This is a genomic window from Serratia sp. PL7 (assembly GCF_945957435.1).
Window position 1 is genome coordinate 521558 of record NZ_CAMFLB010000001.1, and the last position, 15506, is coordinate 537063.

At 57.1% G+C, this 15506-nt stretch carries 19 protein-coding genes; 9 read left to right on the forward strand and 10 right to left on the reverse strand.

Annotated elements, in window-relative coordinates; translation table 11 throughout:
* The first annotated feature begins 159 nt into the window (after positions 1-159).
* The gene (locus tag N6G83_RS02530; protein ID WP_060447861.1) at positions 160-354 is read left to right on the forward strand and encodes a hypothetical protein; all 195 of its coding nucleotides are present in this window, start codon (positions 160-162) and stop codon (positions 352-354) included.
* A 15-nt stretch (positions 355-369) separates the two neighbouring features.
* On the opposite strand, the gene yjdN is transcribed toward N6G83_RS02530, so the two are convergent.
* Both yjdN and N6G83_RS02540 read right to left on the reverse strand, forming a co-directional pair.
* Complete coding sequence (gene yjdN / locus N6G83_RS02535) at positions 370-789, reverse strand: VOC family metalloprotein YjdN (RefSeq protein ID WP_025303359.1); 420 nt, start codon at positions 787-789, stop codon at positions 370-372.
* Positions 790-965: 176 nt separating this feature from the next.
* On the reverse strand, positions 966-1886 hold the full coding sequence (locus tag N6G83_RS02540; RefSeq protein ID WP_025303358.1) for a Kdo(2)-lipid IV(A) acyltransferase: 921 nt from the start codon (positions 1884-1886) through the stop codon (positions 966-968).
* Between the two features lie 628 nt (positions 1887-2514).
* Here N6G83_RS02540 and N6G83_RS02545 point away from each other — a divergent pair.
* The 3 genes from N6G83_RS02545 to N6G83_RS02555 all read left to right on the forward strand — a co-directional run bounded on the left by N6G83_RS02545 (position 2515) and on the right by N6G83_RS02555 (position 3460).
* A complete protein-coding gene (locus N6G83_RS02545; RefSeq protein ID WP_025303357.1) occupies positions 2515-2712 on the forward strand; it encodes a glycine zipper domain-containing protein in 198 nt (65 codons plus the stop codon).
* Between the two features lie 14 nt (positions 2713-2726).
* Positions 2727-2975, forward strand: a complete 249-nt coding sequence (locus N6G83_RS02550; protein WP_004935146.1) for a GlsB/YeaQ/YmgE family stress response membrane protein — start codon at positions 2727-2729, stop codon at positions 2973-2975.
* Positions 2976-3070: 95 nt separating this feature from the next.
* Positions 3071-3460: a YidB family protein gene (locus tag N6G83_RS02555; protein WP_025303356.1), complete on the forward strand. Its 390-nt coding sequence runs from the start codon at positions 3071-3073 to the stop codon at positions 3458-3460.
* A gap of 3 nt (positions 3461-3463) precedes the next feature.
* Here N6G83_RS02555 and N6G83_RS02560 read toward each other — a convergent pair whose 3' ends face one another.
* Positions 3464-4396 (reverse strand): LysR family transcriptional regulator, encoded by a 933-nt coding sequence (locus N6G83_RS02560; protein ID WP_060447859.1) that lies wholly within the window; start codon positions 4394-4396, stop codon positions 3464-3466.
* A 110-nt stretch (positions 4397-4506) separates the two neighbouring features.
* Between N6G83_RS02560 and N6G83_RS02565 the strand changes: the two genes are divergently transcribed.
* Positions 4507-5559: an SDR family oxidoreductase gene (locus N6G83_RS02565; protein ID WP_049203963.1), complete on the forward strand. Its 1053-nt coding sequence runs from the start codon at positions 4507-4509 to the stop codon at positions 5557-5559.
* Positions 5560-5603: 44 nt separating this feature from the next.
* On the opposite strand, the gene N6G83_RS02570 is transcribed toward N6G83_RS02565, so the two are convergent.
* The 3 genes from N6G83_RS02570 to N6G83_RS02580 form a co-directional block, all read right to left on the reverse strand.
* Positions 5604-6611 carry an NAD(P)H-quinone oxidoreductase gene (locus tag N6G83_RS02570; RefSeq protein ID WP_049203962.1) on the reverse strand — a complete coding sequence of 336 codons (1008 nt, stop codon included), beginning with the start codon at positions 6609-6611 and terminating at the stop codon, positions 5604-5606.
* 153 nt (positions 6612-6764) lie between these two features.
* Positions 6765-6974, reverse strand: coding sequence for a hypothetical protein (locus tag N6G83_RS02575; protein ID WP_004935132.1), 210 nt, complete (start codon positions 6972-6974; stop codon positions 6765-6767).
* Positions 6975-7483: 509 nt separating this feature from the next.
* Complete coding sequence (locus N6G83_RS02580) at positions 7484-7861, reverse strand: hypothetical protein (RefSeq protein ID WP_025303352.1); 378 nt, start codon at positions 7859-7861, stop codon at positions 7484-7486.
* 375 nt (positions 7862-8236) lie between these two features.
* Between N6G83_RS02580 and cspE the strand changes: the two genes are divergently transcribed.
* On the forward strand, positions 8237-8449 hold the full coding sequence (gene cspE / locus N6G83_RS02585; protein ID WP_004935122.1) for a transcription antiterminator/RNA stability regulator CspE: 213 nt from the start codon (positions 8237-8239) through the stop codon (positions 8447-8449).
* A 316-nt stretch (positions 8450-8765) separates the two neighbouring features.
* Positions 8766-8966, forward strand: a complete 201-nt coding sequence (gene dsrB, locus N6G83_RS02590) for a protein DsrB (RefSeq protein WP_004935117.1) — start codon at positions 8766-8768, stop codon at positions 8964-8966.
* A gap of 217 nt (positions 8967-9183) precedes the next feature.
* Here the strand turns inward: dsrB and rcsA are convergent, their stop codons facing one another.
* A complete protein-coding gene (rcsA, locus tag N6G83_RS02595) occupies positions 9184-9813 on the reverse strand; it encodes a transcriptional regulator RcsA (protein ID WP_025303351.1) in 630 nt (209 codons plus the stop codon).
* A 795-nt stretch (positions 9814-10608) separates the two neighbouring features.
* On the opposite strand from rcsA, the gene N6G83_RS02600 reads away from it, so the two are divergent.
* Positions 10609-11250, forward strand: a complete 642-nt coding sequence (locus tag N6G83_RS02600) for a GNAT family N-acetyltransferase (protein ID WP_197770735.1) — start codon at positions 10609-10611, stop codon at positions 11248-11250.
* A 12-nt stretch (positions 11251-11262) separates the two neighbouring features.
* Here the strand turns inward: N6G83_RS02600 and N6G83_RS02605 are convergent, their stop codons facing one another.
* Positions 11263-12678 (reverse strand): pyridoxal-dependent decarboxylase, encoded by a 1416-nt coding sequence (locus N6G83_RS02605; RefSeq protein WP_197825371.1) that lies wholly within the window; start codon positions 12676-12678, stop codon positions 11263-11265.
* A gap of 101 nt (positions 12679-12779) precedes the next feature.
* On the opposite strand from N6G83_RS02605, the gene N6G83_RS02610 reads away from it, so the two are divergent.
* Complete coding sequence (locus N6G83_RS02610) at positions 12780-13655, forward strand: LysR substrate-binding domain-containing protein (RefSeq protein WP_164099744.1); 876 nt, start codon at positions 12780-12782, stop codon at positions 13653-13655.
* On the opposite strand, the gene N6G83_RS02615 is transcribed toward N6G83_RS02610, so the two are convergent.
* Together N6G83_RS02615 and N6G83_RS02620 are read right to left on the reverse strand one after the other, a co-directional pair.
* Complete coding sequence (locus N6G83_RS02615; RefSeq protein WP_049295897.1) at positions 13652-15037, reverse strand: CoA transferase; 1386 nt, start codon at positions 15035-15037, stop codon at positions 13652-13654. The two genes, N6G83_RS02610 and N6G83_RS02615, sit on opposite strands and share 4 nt — an antisense overlap.
* 33 nt (positions 15038-15070) lie before the next feature.
* Positions 15071-15328: a glycoside hydrolase gene (locus N6G83_RS02620; RefSeq protein ID WP_260514601.1), complete on the reverse strand. Its 258-nt coding sequence runs from the start codon at positions 15326-15328 to the stop codon at positions 15071-15073.
* Positions 15329-15506: the final 178 nt, after the last annotated feature.

The following is a 15506-nucleotide window of genomic DNA, read 5'->3' on the forward strand; positions in this document are numbered from 1 at the left end:
TCACCCTTGTTGTTTGATTACTATTTAGTTCGAGTTAAGAGCAATCTTATATTTTATGCATAAACGCGCCAGACCTCTAGCCCTTAACGAGGCGATAAGGCGAAAGGGCGATCGCAACCCGCATTTGCGGCGGCGTGAACGCGAAGGAGTAAAAGGGCCATGTCGGATTACATCATTATCGCTTTACTGACGCTGGCGGTGTATTACCCCCTCACGCTGGGGGGGCTGGCGGTGATGATGTTCTTCGCCTGGCGGCGGCGCCGGTCGCCCTATTGGCGGTTGGGGTTGGTGCTGTTGACGGTGCTGTTCGTGCTGTTCGCCAAGGTGGCGTATGACTGGCACCGCTACAGCTAGCGGCGCCATGACGGGTTATTCGACGTTGATCATCCAGTTGACGCCGAATTTGTCGGTCAGCATACCAAAGCCTTTGGCCCAGAAGGTGGCTTGGTAAGGCATCGTCACCTGGCCGCCCTGCGCCAGATTGTCGAACAGTTTGCGTCCTTGCTCCGCATCGCTGGGGTTCAGCGACAGCGAGAAGCCTTTGTGAGAAGCGCCGCCGCTGTCATCTTGTGGGCAGCCATCGGAGGCCATCAGTACACCGTCGCCGATCAGCAGACGCGCATGCATGATCGCTTCAGGATTGGCGTCCTGCGGCCCGCCTTGGCGGGCTTCTTCGGGCATGTCTTTGAAGCGCATGACCATTTCAATTTTGGCATTCAACTGCTGTACATAGAAGTTAATCGCTTGCTCACAGTTACCGCTGAAAAACAAATAGGGTTGTACCAGCATGACATTGACCTCGGTTGTGGCCCGACAGGCAACGACCGGCCCTCGGGCAGGAAGAAATGGTTGCTGGCGGCAATAATTGCCGTCGGTGACTTATTAGTGTAGTTCCCCTGACGCAGAATGCTCGTGCGAGGTGAGCGCCTTCGCCGCCGGCAGGGCGGGCGAAGGCGCGAAGGCGGTTAATACAGCGAAAGTTCGCCGGGTGGGCGGGTTTTAAAGCGGCGGTGCAACCACATGTATTGATCGGGTGCCAGCAGCACCTGTTCTTCCACCACGCGGTTCATCATGGCCGCCGCGCGCGTTTCATCGTCCAGTGGGAAGTCCGTCAGCGGTGGCTGTACGATCAGCTCATAACCCTGCGCATGCGGCAGGCGGCGCGGCACGAATGGCACGATCGACGGTCGCCCCATGCGCGCCAGGATATAGGTGCCGGTCGTCGTGGCGGCGTTTTCCACGGCGAAGAACGGTACGAACACGCTGCTTTGCGGGCCATAATCGTGGTCCGGCGCATACCACAGGATTTCACCCTGTTTCAGGTTGCGGATCATGCCTTTGATATCTTTACGATCGATCATAAATTTATTCGAGCGTAGCCGGCCGCGGGTCTGCACCCATTCCATCAGTTTGTTATTGTGCGGGCGATGCACGCCGATGCCGGGGTTTTGCATGCCGAAGATGCGCGCACCCAGCTCCAGAGTGAGGAAATGCAGGCCGATCAGCAGCACGCCTTTCCCGTCCTGACGCGCCAACTGCATGTTTTCCATGCCGCTCACCTTAAACCAACGGGCGATGCGCCAGTCAGGCCAGAACCAGGCCATGCCGACTTCGAACAGGCCCATGCCGACGGACTCAAAATTTTTGACAATCAGCGCCTCGCGCTCGGCGGCGAGCATCTCAGGGAAGCAGAGTTCTACATTGCGGCGTGCTATTTTTACCCGGCGTTTCATCAGGCGCATGGCGATTCTGCCAAGGCCGTGTCCGAGTCGATAAATGAGCGGGTAGGGCAGTAACACCAAGAGATAGAGTATTCCCAGCCCTATCCACAGCAACCAATAACGAGGGCGCAAGAATTTGCGCTCAAAGCGTTGGTTAGAAAGCATTTTTTCTATGATTCCTTTTCTTTCCCAATGGGACCTTAACCCAAATTTTTATAAGGCGAATAGTAGAACATTTCGTGCTAAATAGGATTTTCCATTAATGCTTTTTTTTCACTTTATTTAAGCGCAGGCGAAAAATGGAGTGAGATAGGATTTTTACCGAGGGAAGGGAAGATATTTTCCGCTATTTCAACCGGCTGGTGCAATTGAAAAATAAAGACACAATTAAGCGCATCGCAAAAGTGACAACTGCTATGTAACCTTAATGAAACAGTAACGCGATGGAACCGTCCCAAACGGCGGCCAGTGCGTACAGTAGCGCGAGAATCAGAACAAAGGGGGCATTGAACATGGATGTTTCCTCCATGAGGATTTGTTTAAAGTTTAGCCTCTCGAGATGACGGTAGGATGAAGTTAGATCGTTTTTTGTACGGTGAAATTCAGACGGACGGAAATGGGTAAACCGCTGATTTTTTACTATAGTCATAGTGTGAAGTTGTGCGTTTGTCGGCGTACGCCTCTGCATTGAGCGGCAGCGGGCAGGTTGCCCAGAGCAAGATCGCGGAGCGGACGGCGCCTGGCGCGAAACATGTGACGAGATTCTCAGAGGGTTGGTCTGTAAGGATTTGACATGTCATATGAAAATGACGAACTAAACGGTGTTGAGCAACCGAGCGACTACGTGAAAGCCACCGCCTGCGAAGTGCGCAGCGGTGTAAAAGCGGCGCTCGAGCAATCATGTGCCTGCCTTAAGGATAACCCTTGGGCGGGGATAGGCGCCGGCGCCGTCGTGGGCCTGGTAATAGGATTTCTGTTAGGCAAAAGGTAATAGGGAGAGTAAAGATGGGCATCATTTCCTGGATCATTTTTGGTTTAATCGCCGGTATCCTGGCCAAGTGGATTATGCCGGGCAAAGACGGCGGCGGCTTTATTGTGACCGTTATATTGGGGATCGTGGGCGCCGTCGTCGGCGGCTATATCAGCACCTTCTTCGGTATGGGCCGCGTTGACGGTTTTAACCTGGGCAGCTTTGTGGTGGCGGTAATCGGTGCCCTGGTGGTGCTTTTTGTCTACAGGAAGATCAAAGGCTAAGCAGCCGTTGCTCAACAGGGTCGCCGCGGCGGCCCTTTTTCGTGAAATCAATCCGGCGGTGCGGCGCGGGCCGTACCGGCTGAAAGGGGAATATCATGGGTCTGTTCGATAGCGTATTGGGTAACATTCTGGGTGGCGGCGCCAACGGTAAAGGCATCGACTACATCGCCATTATGCAGTGGGTTGAGCAACAAGGCGGCCTACAGGCCATTTTGGACAAATTCCGTCAGGGGCAGTTCGGCGATATCGTCGGTTCCTGGCTCGGCAATGGCGAAAATCAGCAGATTACCGGCGATCATGTGCAGCAGGCGTTGGGTAGCGATGCGATCAACCAACTGGCTGAAAAGCTGGGCATCGATCCTGCACAAGCCTCCAGCACCATTGCACAGTTCTTGCCAACGGTCGCGGATGCCGCCTCGCCAAATGGTGAAGTGCAGCAAGACAGCAACGAACTGGGCGACATGGTCGGCAAACTGTTCAAATAATGATTAGGCTCCCGGCATCTGGCCGGGAGCATTCACTCCGCTAATTCCCTCGATCGCCGTCAACGCTTGCTGCAGATGCGCCACCCAGGCGCGCACTTTCTCCGGAATAAATCGTAAGGCGGGATAGACCGCGTGCAGCGCCATGGGCGGGTAGCGGTATTCCGGCAAAACGGGCACCAGCGCCCCCGTCGCCAGCTGCTCGGCGATTAAAGGCCGTTGGGCGCCGCCGATACCGGCTCCAGCCTCGATGGCGGCCAGCAGCGATAGCGTATTGTTGGCGCGGAACGTGGGCCGCAGAGCAACCATCTCGGGGCCGTGCGGCCCGAACAGAGTGAGCGTATCGCCGTCGTTCAAGCCGCTGTAACGAATGTGCGCATGTTTCGCCAACTCCGCCGGCGAACGGGGCGTGCCATGCTTGTCCAGATAGGCCGGCGATGCCACCAGCAGGCGTTGCAGCTCGCCCAAACGTTTCGCCACCATGCCGGGCGCATGGAGTTCACCGAAGCGCAGCGCCACGTCGATGCCTTCGCCGATCACGTCGGCGCGGCGATCGTCCAGCAGCAGTTCGATGGCGAGGTTCGGATGACGTTGCTGGAAAGCGATGGCCAGCGGTGTGACGTGCAACTGCCCGAATCCGGTAGGGGCGTGAATGCGCAGATTGCCCTGCAACTGGTGGTGCTGGTCGTGCAGTGCGTCTTCCGCTTCGTCGACCGCCGCCAGAATCGGTTTGAGGCGCTGATAATAACCGCTGCCGGCATCGGTCAGCGTGACCGCCCGGGTGCTGCGAAACAGCAGCTGGGCCCCCAGTTGCTGCTCCAGGCCGGCGATTTGCTGACTGACCGCCGGCTGCGTCAAACGCAGATCGCGAGCGGCGGCCGATAGACTGCCCAGTTCGGCCACTCGCATAAAGGTTTTCATTGCGTTCAGCTTATCCATGTCGATCTTGCCTATAGATTTTTCTTATAAGTGTTAGTGAAAATCCTCTTCTACCGCAAGTATTACTAATCAATAACACTCAGGGTATCGATAACCTGAGGAGTGGCAAGATGAATGCAAAGCGACAGGCATTGGTGATCGGCGCCAATGGCGTGATTGGGCGCCGATTGATTGAGGAGCTGATTGATCAAGGTTGGCAAGTGGTGGGCGTCTCGCGCCGGGGGGGCGAACCGGCGTCTGGGGTGCGCCACCTTCAGGTTGATCTGCTGGATGCGGCGGCGACGCGGGACGCGCTGCGGCCGCTGAGCGCGATTAGCCACGTTTTCTATGCCGCCTATCAGGATGCGCCGGACTGGGCGGGGCTGGTGGCGCCCAATCTGCAGATGTTGCAACACGTCGTCGAGGGGCTGGAGCCGGTCGCGCCGGCGTTGGAGCATATCAGCCTAATGCAAGGTTACAAAGTGTATGGCGCGCATTTGGGGCCGTTTAAAACGCCGGCGCGCGAAAGCGACGCCGGGCATATGCCGCCGGAGTTTAACGTGGCGCAGCAGCAGTATCTGGCGCAGCGGCAGGCCGGCAAGCGATGGCGTTGGAGCGCCATTCGTCCGAGCGTGGTGGGGGGCTTCTCTCTTGGCAATCCGATGAACCTGGCGTTGAGCATCGCGGTTTATGCCTCAATCAGTAAAGCGCTCGGGCTGCCGCTGCGCTTTCCCGGTAAGCCAGGCGCTTACCACAGTCTGCTGGAAATGACCGACGCCGGGCTGTTGGCGCGCGCCACGCTTTGGGCGGCGACCGAGCCGGCGGCGGCCAATCAGGCGTTTAATATCAACAACGGCGATCTCTTTCGCTGGAGCGAGATGTGGCCGAAAATCGCCGCTTACTTCGGGCTGGAATGCGCGCCGCCGCTGCCGATGCCGCTGGAGAGCACGATGGCGGACAAAGCGCCGCTGTGGCGAGAGCTGGTGCAACGGCACCAACTGGCCGAGCCTGACTATCGCGCGGTGGCCGGCTGGCGTTTCGCCGACTTCGTCTTTTCCTGGGACTATGACATGTTCGCGGATGGCAGCAAGGCGCGGCGTTTCGGTTTCCATCAGTTTGTCGAAACCGAAGCCATGTTTTTCTCGCTGTTCGAGGAGTTCCGCCGCCGCCGCATCATTCCCTGAGCGTGGCATCGGTTTCCCCGCAGCACAGGCTGCGGGGAATGGCCTCAGAACGTCAGCATGATCTTGCCGATGTGCTCGCTGGACTCCATCAGCGTATGCGCGGCGGCGGCCTGCTCAAGCGGGAAGGTTTTAAAAATTTGCGGTTTCAGCACGCCGCGCTCCAGCAGCGGCCAAACCTTCTCGCGCAGCTCGGCGGCAATCTGCGCTTTGTCCGCCACGCTGCGTGAGCGCAGCGTCGACCCGGTATGGGTCAGGCGTTTCAACAGCAGCGGCATCAGATTGAGCTCTTTTACCACGCCGTTTTGCGTGCCGATTTGCACGATGCGGCCTTCCATCGCCGCAGCCTGATAGTTTTTGGCGACATAATCGCCGGCGATCAGGTCGACGATGACGTCGGCGCCTTTGCCGTTGGTGGCGTCTTTGGTACGTGCGACAAAGTCTTCGCTGCGGTAATTAATCGCCACGTCGGCGCCCAGCGCCAGGCTGGCCTGACGTTTCTCTTCGGATCCGACGGTGGTGATCACCTGGGCGCAGAAGGCTTTCGCCAGCATGGTGGCGACCGTGCCGATACCGGAGGTGCCACCATGGATCAACACGGTTTCGCCGGCTTTGAGATGACCGCGCTGGAACACGTTGACCCAGACGGTAAAGAAGGTTTCCGGCAGTGCGGCGGCCTCGGTCAGGCTCAGACCCGCCGGTACCGGTAGCGCATTGCTTTCATGCACGGTGCAGTATTCCGCATAGCCCCCCCCGGCGATAAGGGCGCAAACCCGATCGCCGAGCGCGAAGTGGGTCACGCCTTCACCGATGGCCACCACTTCGCCGGCAATTTCCAGGCCGGGGATATCCGAGGCGCCGGGCGGTGGCGCATAGTTCCCCTGGCGCTGCAGCACGTCGGGACGGTTAACGCCAGCGGCGGCGATTTTCACCAGCAGTTCGCCCGCCTGTGGCTCGGGTACCGGGCGTTCGGTGACAACCAGAACCTCGGGGGCGCCCGGTTGGCTAATCTCAATCGCTTTCATCGTGCCGGGCTGCGCTGCATTTGTTGACATGGTCACTCTCCTCATCGTGGCGGACGTGGTTATCAGGCTGAACGCCCGCAATAAAGTCTGCTATTAGCTTAGCGAAATCGAAGGAGGTGCGCGTGGTCGAATAGAGCGGTTTTGCGAGGAGGAGAGGACGCCGCCGCGATGGGCGGCTGGATATCAATCGTTAGGGGGGATGCGGAAGCCTTTCAACGAGACGATAAAATGTTCTTTCCCTTTGGAGATCTTGGCGCCTTTATCGCACCACAGGCTGGCAAGCTGGAAGAAGTCATCGCTGCCGATATCGTAGGCCAGTTCGATTTTCTTGGCTGTGCCGGCGCGGATGAGCTTTTCTGCTTCCTGATGGTTTGCAGCTTTAATTATGGTCATGGGCGAAATCCTTGGTGTTAAGCCAGAGCGGATAATCGCGAATCATCATATGGCCATAGTGTGACAATTTTGTGATGAAAACATGACGGTCCACGAAGGTGCGGCGTGCGGCGTGCCGCGCCTTCGCGGTGAAAATGCGTTATCGATTACCGATCGTGCGGGCGAACGAATGTGCTTTTTTTCTGAGATTTGAAATGCTTATAGAGCGAATAGCCCGCAATGCCGGCTAAGACAGCCAAGAGGGCAAGGGATCCTGTGGCCATGAACATCACCTCCGAATAAGAATGGCAAGGAGGCGTATTTGTGACATTCATCACTTTACGGGGCAATGAGAGCAATCTGTAATCGGGAAACTGGCATGAGGGAGGAGCAAAAAAAAGCGCCTATAGGGAGGCGCATAAAGATTTGCAACACAGCTTGTTGTGTTCAACACCAGGAGGAGTGGTGAACTGGCGCTATTCTATGCAGCGGCGAGGGCGGCTGATATAGGTATTACTCCGAAAGCGGCGCTACCACTCATAGCCCAACTGGATGTTGTAATCGGGATCCTGGTTGGTGGAGTAAGGATCGGATTGGCGGCGGCGATCGGTTTTCTTCACCGGGCCTTCATACGCGGGATAAGGTTTGGTGCGCGGTTTGCTGCAGCCCGGATGATCGCATTCGATATCGACGCGAAAGCCGTTCTTGTCGCGTGCCTCTGCCCAGGTAATCGGCGGTTTCGCCGCCTTAGGGGCTGGCCCTGACGGTGCTGTCGGCTTGGGAGCGGGAGTCACGCTGGGTTCTGGAGCTTGATAATTCAGCTCCAGTGCACTCTGCGGAGCGCTGTAAGCGGCAAAGGCCAGCAGGGCGGCGGCACTGGCAGTTGGTAAGGTAAGCCATCTCGGCATGATGAATCTCCCTGAATGATTTCTGTAGGCAACTATAAAACAGCAGAACGAGAATTACTATCATTTACCTTGGCTGTTACGGGGGGGCAGGCGGTGATTCCATCGTCCGACAGGGTCAAATCCTGTGCGTTTAGCCGAGATTCACGCCCCATCACGGCGAAAAAGGTTGCTATTGCCGCTCGCTCATGAGTTAATGATGTCGGCCTGTGGTACAGACCTATTTATGCACGACATTTTGAGTAAAGTAGTTCAAATTTAAAGCGTTATCCCGGATAGCCCTTCTCTGACGAATTTCCTTTCCAGTGCCTCCATAAGTAACTGATGACCGGCTATCTCGCCCATGGCGGCTAACATTATTATTGAAGGAAATTAGACATGTCCAACATGATCAAAGGTCAAGTGAAGTGGTTCAACGAAGCTAAAGGTTTTGGTTTCATCACCCCAGCAGACGGCAGCAAAGACGTATTCGTACACTTCTCTGCTATCCAGGATCAAGGCTTCAAGACCCTGGCTGAAGGCCAGAACGTACAGTTCTCTATCGAGAACGGTGCGAAAGGTCCATCTGCGGCTAACGTTACCGCTATCTAATTGGCGTCTACCGCTGATTGAAAAGAACCCGCTGCGGCGGGTTTTTTTATGCCTGCAATTTGGCAGCGCGTAAAAAAAGCCCGCAAGTCTGCGGGCAAAAGTTCCTTGTTACTTCATTTGCGAGCGCTTCTCTGGGGGGGAAACGCCTGAAGACAGGCTACGCGAGACCGGCTTAAGATTCTGCGGCCAAACCGTTAAGAAAGTGAAAATCCAGGCGGCTGCTACGCTGATAGCAGAGGCCGGCAGGGCTGGAGTGGTGTCCATCGCCCTCGCTTTTGTAATACACTGACGGCAATCGCAAATAATGGGGAAGGGTATGCAGGTTAACGATCGAGTGACGGTAAAAACAGACGGAGGCCCGCGGCGTGAAGGCGTGATTTTGGCCGTAGAGGTGTTCAACGAAGGCACCATGTATCTGGTTTCTCTTGACGACTACCCGGCGGGCGTATGGTTTTTTAATGAAATCGACAGCCGTGACGGCACGTTTGTGGAGCCCTGCCGCGAGCACGGGCAGTAACTTAGGTTAATCTCATTAATTTGCTAATGAAATTGTCCATTTTGAGATTATTTCATTGCGGTAAGATTTTTTTTATCGGCGGCAAAAAAATACCCGTTGCGCTAGCGGGGGATAACGCAGCAGGTATTTTTTTGTGGTTCCAGCGGCTGCTATCCAGATGACATTATCACCGGGTATTTAACGGCTGGTAAAACAGAGCGGGGGCGTTCTCTGTGGTTCAGCGGCTATTGACGAATATTCCACTGGTCAATGTATCGGTCAAACGAACAACGTGATAAATGATCTGCTTGTTGTGCGTTTTTATTTTCCGCTTGATGTTTCCCTTGTGGGAAGAGACCGTTTTGGCCTTTATTTGCATCTGGTCTGATATCTGGATGGTACCTTGACCGGACATCCACATGCGTAGCATGTTCGATTCAGTCTGGCTCAGCGTTACCGGCGTTTGATCCAGAGAGGATTTCTCCGTACGGAGGGACGTTCTCTCGAGATAGTGACTAAGTAGCTGATTCATAGTCTCTGGTTTGATGGATTTTGACGATATGATGACGTTCTTGCGAACATATAAATAATCGTCGAAATGTACGTTGGTAATGGCCATGAAGATGAAGAATAACGTATCCGGGTGCAGTGAAATCACCCGTTTTATTCGCTCGGTGGCGTTTGCTTCGTGGATGAAGCAGTCCTCGTTAATAAACACCAGGCTCGGATTTAACTTGCTGCATTTTTCATGCAGGCTGTCAATGTCCTCGATGGCATTAATATGGCGCCTCTTCACGCCATGCGAAGTCAGATAGTCGGTTAACCCCAATCTGGTATAGCTACATGAATCCATGATAATCGTTGGCATATCGCACCCCCACTTAAATCCGTTTTACTGCGGTAATATGAGAAAAAGCCTAAAAAGCCGAAAGGCAAAATGGAACAATAATTCAGTGTAGCGAGTGTTCTATCAATAAACACGACGGCACTCAATGATATTTTCATACTAAACTTATTAATTGCATGAATCTATAAGTTTGGCTTAAGTCAGGGCGATCTGCTGCTCGTCCAGCTTAGGCATGTTGAGCCTGATTTGCGCTTGGCGCCCGTGCCTGTCTGCATTGCTTGCCGCTAATCTGTTCATCATGTCACGAAACAAAATTTTAGTTTGCTAGGAAAAGTCTTAAAAAAAATTCATGTGTCGTTTTTTTGATGTCTTTCAGCGCGTTTTTTGAGTGGTCAAAAAGCGCTCCCTCTGGTGTTTTTGACTTTTTACATATAAAAATCATTATCTTATAGGTGTTTTTGCTCTCCATGCTAATGATAAGCACTTCTTTTTTTATCATAACAACAAACAAAAGTTAACATTATGACCGGAATGTGTAGCTTAATTGTTGCTATAAATCACCGTTTTACAATGAGTTATATAGATATTTATTTCGCATGAAATAGTTTTCGTGAATGTTTAACGGTGATTGAGTGATTTCTCTAAACTATCATCCTGCAGTCCGATCCACGGGGAGGAATGGCAGGTCGGAGTTGTCTCTGGCCCGCGTTGGTTTTAACTTGCCTCTCCACCTTTCAAAAACAGGATGTCGCGGTGAGACAGAATCAGTATGGGCAGCCGATAGGTGAGGCCCTTCCTCATTGGCAGCCGGCAGGCATACCCGGGCACACGCCGCTGCAAGGGCGGTTTTGCCGCCTCGAACCGCTTAACCTCGCGCGCTGGGGGGATGCGCTTTATCAGGCTTACCAAACCGCTGAGGACGATCGTGACTGGACCTATCTGTTTTGGGAACGGCCGCAGTCGCACGCAGATTTCCAGCGTTATCTTCAGGCGCAGGTGTCCAGCGCAGACAGAAACACGATGGTGGTGATCGATCAGACGAACGGGCACGCCGTGGGAACCTGCGCTTTTTTACGCATCGATCCTGGCAACGGCGTGGCTGAACTGGGCACCATCAACTGGTCGCCGCTGATGAAGCGCAGTGCGCTGGGCAGCGAGGCGATTTTCTTGATGCTGCGGCATCTTTTCGACGATCTTGGCTACCGGCGCTGCGAATGGAAATGCGATAGCCTCAATCTGCCTTCACGCCAGGCCGCCGAGCGCTTGGGTTTCCGCTATGAAGGCACGTTCCGCCAGGCCGTCGTTGTTAAAGGACGCTCGCGCGACACCGACTGGCTGTCGATCGTTGATGGAGAATGGCCGGCACGATACGCGGCGTTTGCCGCCTGGCTGTCGCCGGATAACATCAGCGATGACGGGCGGCAAGAACGTCGTTTGCAGGCCTTCCAACGCGGGTAATCGCCGCGCGCGTTAGGCCGTTTCCGCCAGGCAATGGCGCAGCGAGTCCAACGTCAAGCGGATGTCCTGTTCCTCTGTCATCCAGTTGACCAGCGCGGCGCGGATCCCCGGCTGGCCGTTGTAACGCGTAGGGGTGCAACGCACCACGCCATGCCGGCTAAGGCGTTCGAGAAAGCGATCGCGCGCCGCTTCGCTCTCACCCTGTGGATGACTGAGGGCGAAGCACACCACGTTCAAATTCACCGGCGCCAGCAGATGGAAACCGTCATCGGCCGCTAACGCCGCCCCCAGCGCCTGCGCCAGTTCGACGTTGCGCTCGACGATATCTCGTATACCGCTGCGGCCATAGGCTTTCAGCGTCAGCCAAAGCGGCAAGGCGCGGAAGCGGCGCGAATTTTCTGGCGTCAGATGCAGATAGTTGTCTGGCCGCAGCGTCGGTGCTTCCAGGTAAGCCGAATGGTTCTGAAATACCTGCATTTGCAGATCCAAATGGCGGGTAAATTGGATCGCGCTGTCATAAGGCACATTCAGCCATTTATGCGCATCGACGGTGATGGAATCGGCATGCTGCCAGCCCTCGAGCTTTGAGGCGTATAGCGGTGAGCAGGCCGCCACGCCCCCGAATGCCGCATCGACATGCAGCCAAAATGGATAACGCTCCCGCAGCGCCAGCAGCTGCGGCAGATCGTCGAAAGCGACAGTGTTGACCGTACCGGCGCTGGCCAGTACCAACGTTGGCTGGCCAGCGCCGGCGGCGAGCTGCCGCGCCAGCGCTTCCATATCCATGGCTTCAGACTCCGGCAGGCTGGCGACGATCGTCAACGCCTCGCGGCCGATGCCGAGCATGCTGAGCGCCTTCACGCTGCTGGAATGCGGATTGGCCGCCAATACCCGGATGGGGCCCAGCGCCGCCAGGCCTTGTTGGGCGATATCCACGCCTTGCTGTTGTCCCAGCCACTGCCGGCCAATGGCCAACCCGGTGAAATTGGCCATGGTCGCGCCGCTGACCAGGCTGCCGCTGAACGTTTCCGGCAGGCCCAGCAGGGATTTCAACTGCGTCACGGCCGCCAGCTCGATCGTGGCTGCAATGGTATCATGGCTGAGCAGGCTATTTTGGTCTGTCACGCTAACCAGCCAGTCCGCTGCGACCGCCGCCGGGGTGCCGCCGCCGGTGACGAAGCCGAAATAACGCGGGCCGGCGCTGGCGGAAATGCCGGCCTGATAACGTTGCCAAAAGCGCTCCAGCGCTGCCAGGGCGCCTTCGCCGTTTTCCTCCAACCGATCGTCGCCCGGTTGCATTTGCTGATGCTCGAGCGGTGGGCAGACCGAGCGTTGCTGCAGCCCGGCCAGGAAATCCTCCGCCAACTGGCGGGTGTGGTCGAGGATCTGCGGAAACTGCGCGAGGTCCTGTTGTAAACGTGGGTGCATGGTGGCTCCGAAAGCGTCAGGGATGATGGGGTAAACATAGAACATTTGCCTGCCGCTCAAAATCGATGAAAAATAACCTTTTTGGATAGCCTGGTTAACCAATGATGAATGAACGCATTCCCTTGCATGTCTTGCCGACCTTTGCGATCGCCGCCAGGTTGGAAAATTTGCGCGCTGCGGCGCAACAGGTGCATTTGACGCACGGCGCGGTCAGCCAGCAAATTCAGTTGCTGGAGCAGGCGGTCGGCTATCCGCTGTTTGAACGGCGCGGGCGCGGTGTACGCCTGAATGCCGCCGGGCGAGAGTTGTTGGCGGCGGTAGAGCCGGCGCTGCAGGCACTGCTGCAGGGCGTCGCCCGCGCCCGGCGTGCGGCGACAAGCCAGACGCTGCGTATCAGCGTGTTGCCGTCTTTTGCCCATTATTGGCTGTTGCCGCGTCTGCCTGCTTTTCATGAGGCCTGCGCCGATATTGCGCTGGATATTGATGCGTCGCTGGCGCTGCAGGATCTGTCGCAGCGAGGGTTCGATGCGGCGATCCGTATCGGCAGCGGTCAATGGACGGGGCTGCAGGCGCAGCGCATCGCGTCGGGTGACGTGCTGCCGGTCGCTTCGCCGGATATGGCGCGAGAATGGAGGGCGGCGTTCGAGAACGGTGGCGATATTCCGTTGCTCGAGCACGACGTCAGTCCTTGGCGCGACTGGTTCAACGCGCAGGGGCGGCCGTTATGCGGGCGACAACAGGCGTTATTCAACGATGCCGGATTGTTGATTCGCGCGGCGGAGCAAGGGTTTGGCATCGCGTTGGCGAAAAAGCTGCTGGTGCAGGATGCGCTTGACGCGGGGAGACTGGTGGCGTTGGCCGCGCCCCGTCGTCTGAGCGATGACGACGTTTACCTGGTGTGGCCGCAGACCGCCGGGTTGACGCCGGCGGTTACCCGCTTGCTGCAGTGGCTTCAGCGACAGTTGGCGGCGATTTAGCGGCGTAGCCATTCCGGTTGCGAGGTGCCGAGCGTAGTCGCCGGCAGCGCCCATTGCAGCGCCGTACCCTGCAGGCTTAACGGGGCGCGCAGGCGTTGCGCGGCCCCCCAGTAAGTCAGTTCTGTTTCCGGGTTCTCGTCGGCGGGGCCGGCCGGTGCCAGCGGTTCCGGTCGATAATCTGCCGAACAGGGGTGCGCTAGCAGCAGTTGCGCCGTGCGCGCCAGCGACAGCCGCGCGTGGTAGCCGGTACCGCGGCTCAGGCGCTGTGTCATACCGGTCAGCACCGCTGCCGCCATCAAATAGCCGGTGGCGTGATCCAGAGCCTGTACCGGCAGCGGCACCGGCAAACTGGCGCTGCGCCAAACCATACCCGCCTCCGCCAACCCGCAGCTCATCTGTACCAGGCTGTCGAAACCGCGCCGGGTCCGCCACGGCCCGCTCCAGCCGTAGGCATTCAGGCAGACGTCGATCAGGCCCGGCGCCAGCGCGCGTCTTTCCTCCGCGCCATAGCCCAATTTCTCCAACGCACCGGCACGGTAGCCGTGCACGAGCACGTCGGTGTTTTTCAGCAGATGTTCAAACGTATGGCGATCGCGCGCATTGGTCAGGTTGAGGCGTGCGCTGCGCTTGCCCAGCATCACCTCGTGCTCGACGCCGGGTTCATCCCAGCCGTAGGGATCGATGCGCAGCACGTCGGCGCCCAAACCGGCAAGAAAACGGGTGGCGATCGGCCCGGCGAGAATGCGCGTCAGATCCAGCACCCGCACGCCGTGCAGCGGCCGGGCGACGGGTAGCGCCCAGCCCGGCGGTGGCGCTTCCGGCTGCAGCGAGGCGTGGATAAGCGGTTCGAGCGCTACGCTTTTGCCTTGAATATGTTGTCGCCACGCGGCCGCCGAGCGCATTTGGGCCGCGCAGCCGCCGGCCTCGATCACGGCTTCCTCCAGCTCGCTTTTTTTCCAGTCCAGCACACGTTCCGCCAGCGTGCCTTTATCCGATGCCGAACCCAGCACCTGTTCCACCGCTCGCCGATGGTGCGGCGCATTGGTATGCAGACGTATCCAGCCATCCGCCGTCGCGTAGTCGCCGGCCAGTGCGTCCCAGGCCGCAGGCAGCGTCCATCCCAGCGGCCGCAGCGTCCAGCCAAACCAGAGCGAGGCCAGGCGTTGATCGATCCAGACCTGCGGCGCGTCGGCGGCCTCGCAGCGAAGCAACTCGGCGCAGGCCAAACCGGCGGCGCTCCAGGCGGCGGTCGCCAATTCTGTGACGGGAAAAGCCGAAGGCAATGCGCCAACGCCGCTAACGGTTAACCGGTCGGTAGGGGCGGGGCGCTGCCCCAGGCTTTGCCAAATCTCGTCGAGCAGAGTGTGGATCAGAGGCGTCATCGGCCACTCCTTGCGGATCATCGGAAATATAGCCTAGCGTAGCCCACCGTCGGCGACCTTGCTAAGGCGTAACGTCGAATGTGCGGCCGTCGGCCAGTTTGGCGCGCAGGCTGTGGGCCGCGATGACAGTGAAAGGCTGCGCGTAAAGTTGGCGGCCAGCGTCGAACCGTCGCTGAAGGTCGTCTGCTGCACCCAGCCGTCCCGATCGAGCCAGCGGAAGTCCAACAACGCTTTGTCCCACAGGGCCTGATGCAGCGGCCGGAAGGCGGCGTCGGCGCCCAATGTCGCCACCTTCTATTTGTGACATCGAAATATAATCGCCGTATTCCAGTTTATTTTTCGTTTAATAAATTAGCCTTTACTTCATTATCCGACGTCACTATACTCAGCCAAAATTTCGGTGGAGAAACTCAATTGGACAGTTGTAGTTGTAATAAAACAAATAAGGCAAGCTGACCAATTCTCTTCT

Coding starts and splice junctions, on each gene's coding strand:
- yjdN (WP_025303359.1), bottom strand. CDS start 789: ATGCTGGTACAACCCTATTTGTTTTTCAGCGGTAACTGTGAGCAAGCG.
- N6G83_RS02545 (WP_025303357.1), top strand. CDS start 2,515: ATGTCATATGAAAATGACGAACTAAACGGTGTTGAGCAACCGAGCGAC.
- N6G83_RS02565 (WP_049203963.1), top strand. CDS start 4,507: ATGAATGCAAAGCGACAGGCATTGGTGATCGGCGCCAATGGCGTGATT.
- N6G83_RS02540 (WP_025303358.1), bottom strand. CDS start 1,886: ATGCTTTCTAACCAACGCTTTGAGCGCAAATTCTTGCGCCCTCGTTAT.
- N6G83_RS02605 (WP_197825371.1), bottom strand. CDS start 12,678: ATGCACCCACGTTTACAACAGGACCTCGCGCAGTTTCCGCAGATCCTC.
- N6G83_RS02555 (WP_025303356.1), top strand. CDS start 3,071: ATGGGTCTGTTCGATAGCGTATTGGGTAACATTCTGGGTGGCGGCGCC.
- rcsA (WP_025303351.1), bottom strand. CDS start 9,813: ATGCCAACGATTATCATGGATTCATGTAGCTATACCAGATTGGGGTTA.
- N6G83_RS02610 (WP_164099744.1), top strand. CDS start 12,780: ATGATGAATGAACGCATTCCCTTGCATGTCTTGCCGACCTTTGCGATC.
- N6G83_RS02560 (WP_060447859.1), bottom strand. CDS start 4,396: ATGGATAAGCTGAACGCAATGAAAACCTTTATGCGAGTGGCCGAACTG.
- N6G83_RS02530 (WP_060447861.1), top strand. CDS start 160: ATGTCGGATTACATCATTATCGCTTTACTGACGCTGGCGGTGTATTAC.
- N6G83_RS02580 (WP_025303352.1), bottom strand. CDS start 7,861: ATGCCGAGATGGCTTACCTTACCAACTGCCAGTGCCGCCGCCCTGCTG.
- cspE (WP_004935122.1), top strand. CDS start 8,237: ATGTCCAACATGATCAAAGGTCAAGTGAAGTGGTTCAACGAAGCTAAA.
- N6G83_RS02615 (WP_049295897.1), bottom strand. CDS start 15,037: ATGACGCCTCTGATCCACACTCTGCTCGACGAGATTTGGCAAAGCCTG.
- N6G83_RS02550 (WP_004935146.1), top strand. CDS start 2,727: ATGGGCATCATTTCCTGGATCATTTTTGGTTTAATCGCCGGTATCCTG.
- N6G83_RS02570 (WP_049203962.1), bottom strand. CDS start 6,611: ATGTCAACAAATGCAGCGCAGCCCGGCACGATGAAAGCGATTGAGATT.
- dsrB (WP_004935117.1), top strand. CDS start 8,766: ATGCAGGTTAACGATCGAGTGACGGTAAAAACAGACGGAGGCCCGCGG.
- N6G83_RS02575 (WP_004935132.1), bottom strand. CDS start 6,974: ATGACCATAATTAAAGCTGCAAACCATCAGGAAGCAGAAAAGCTCATC.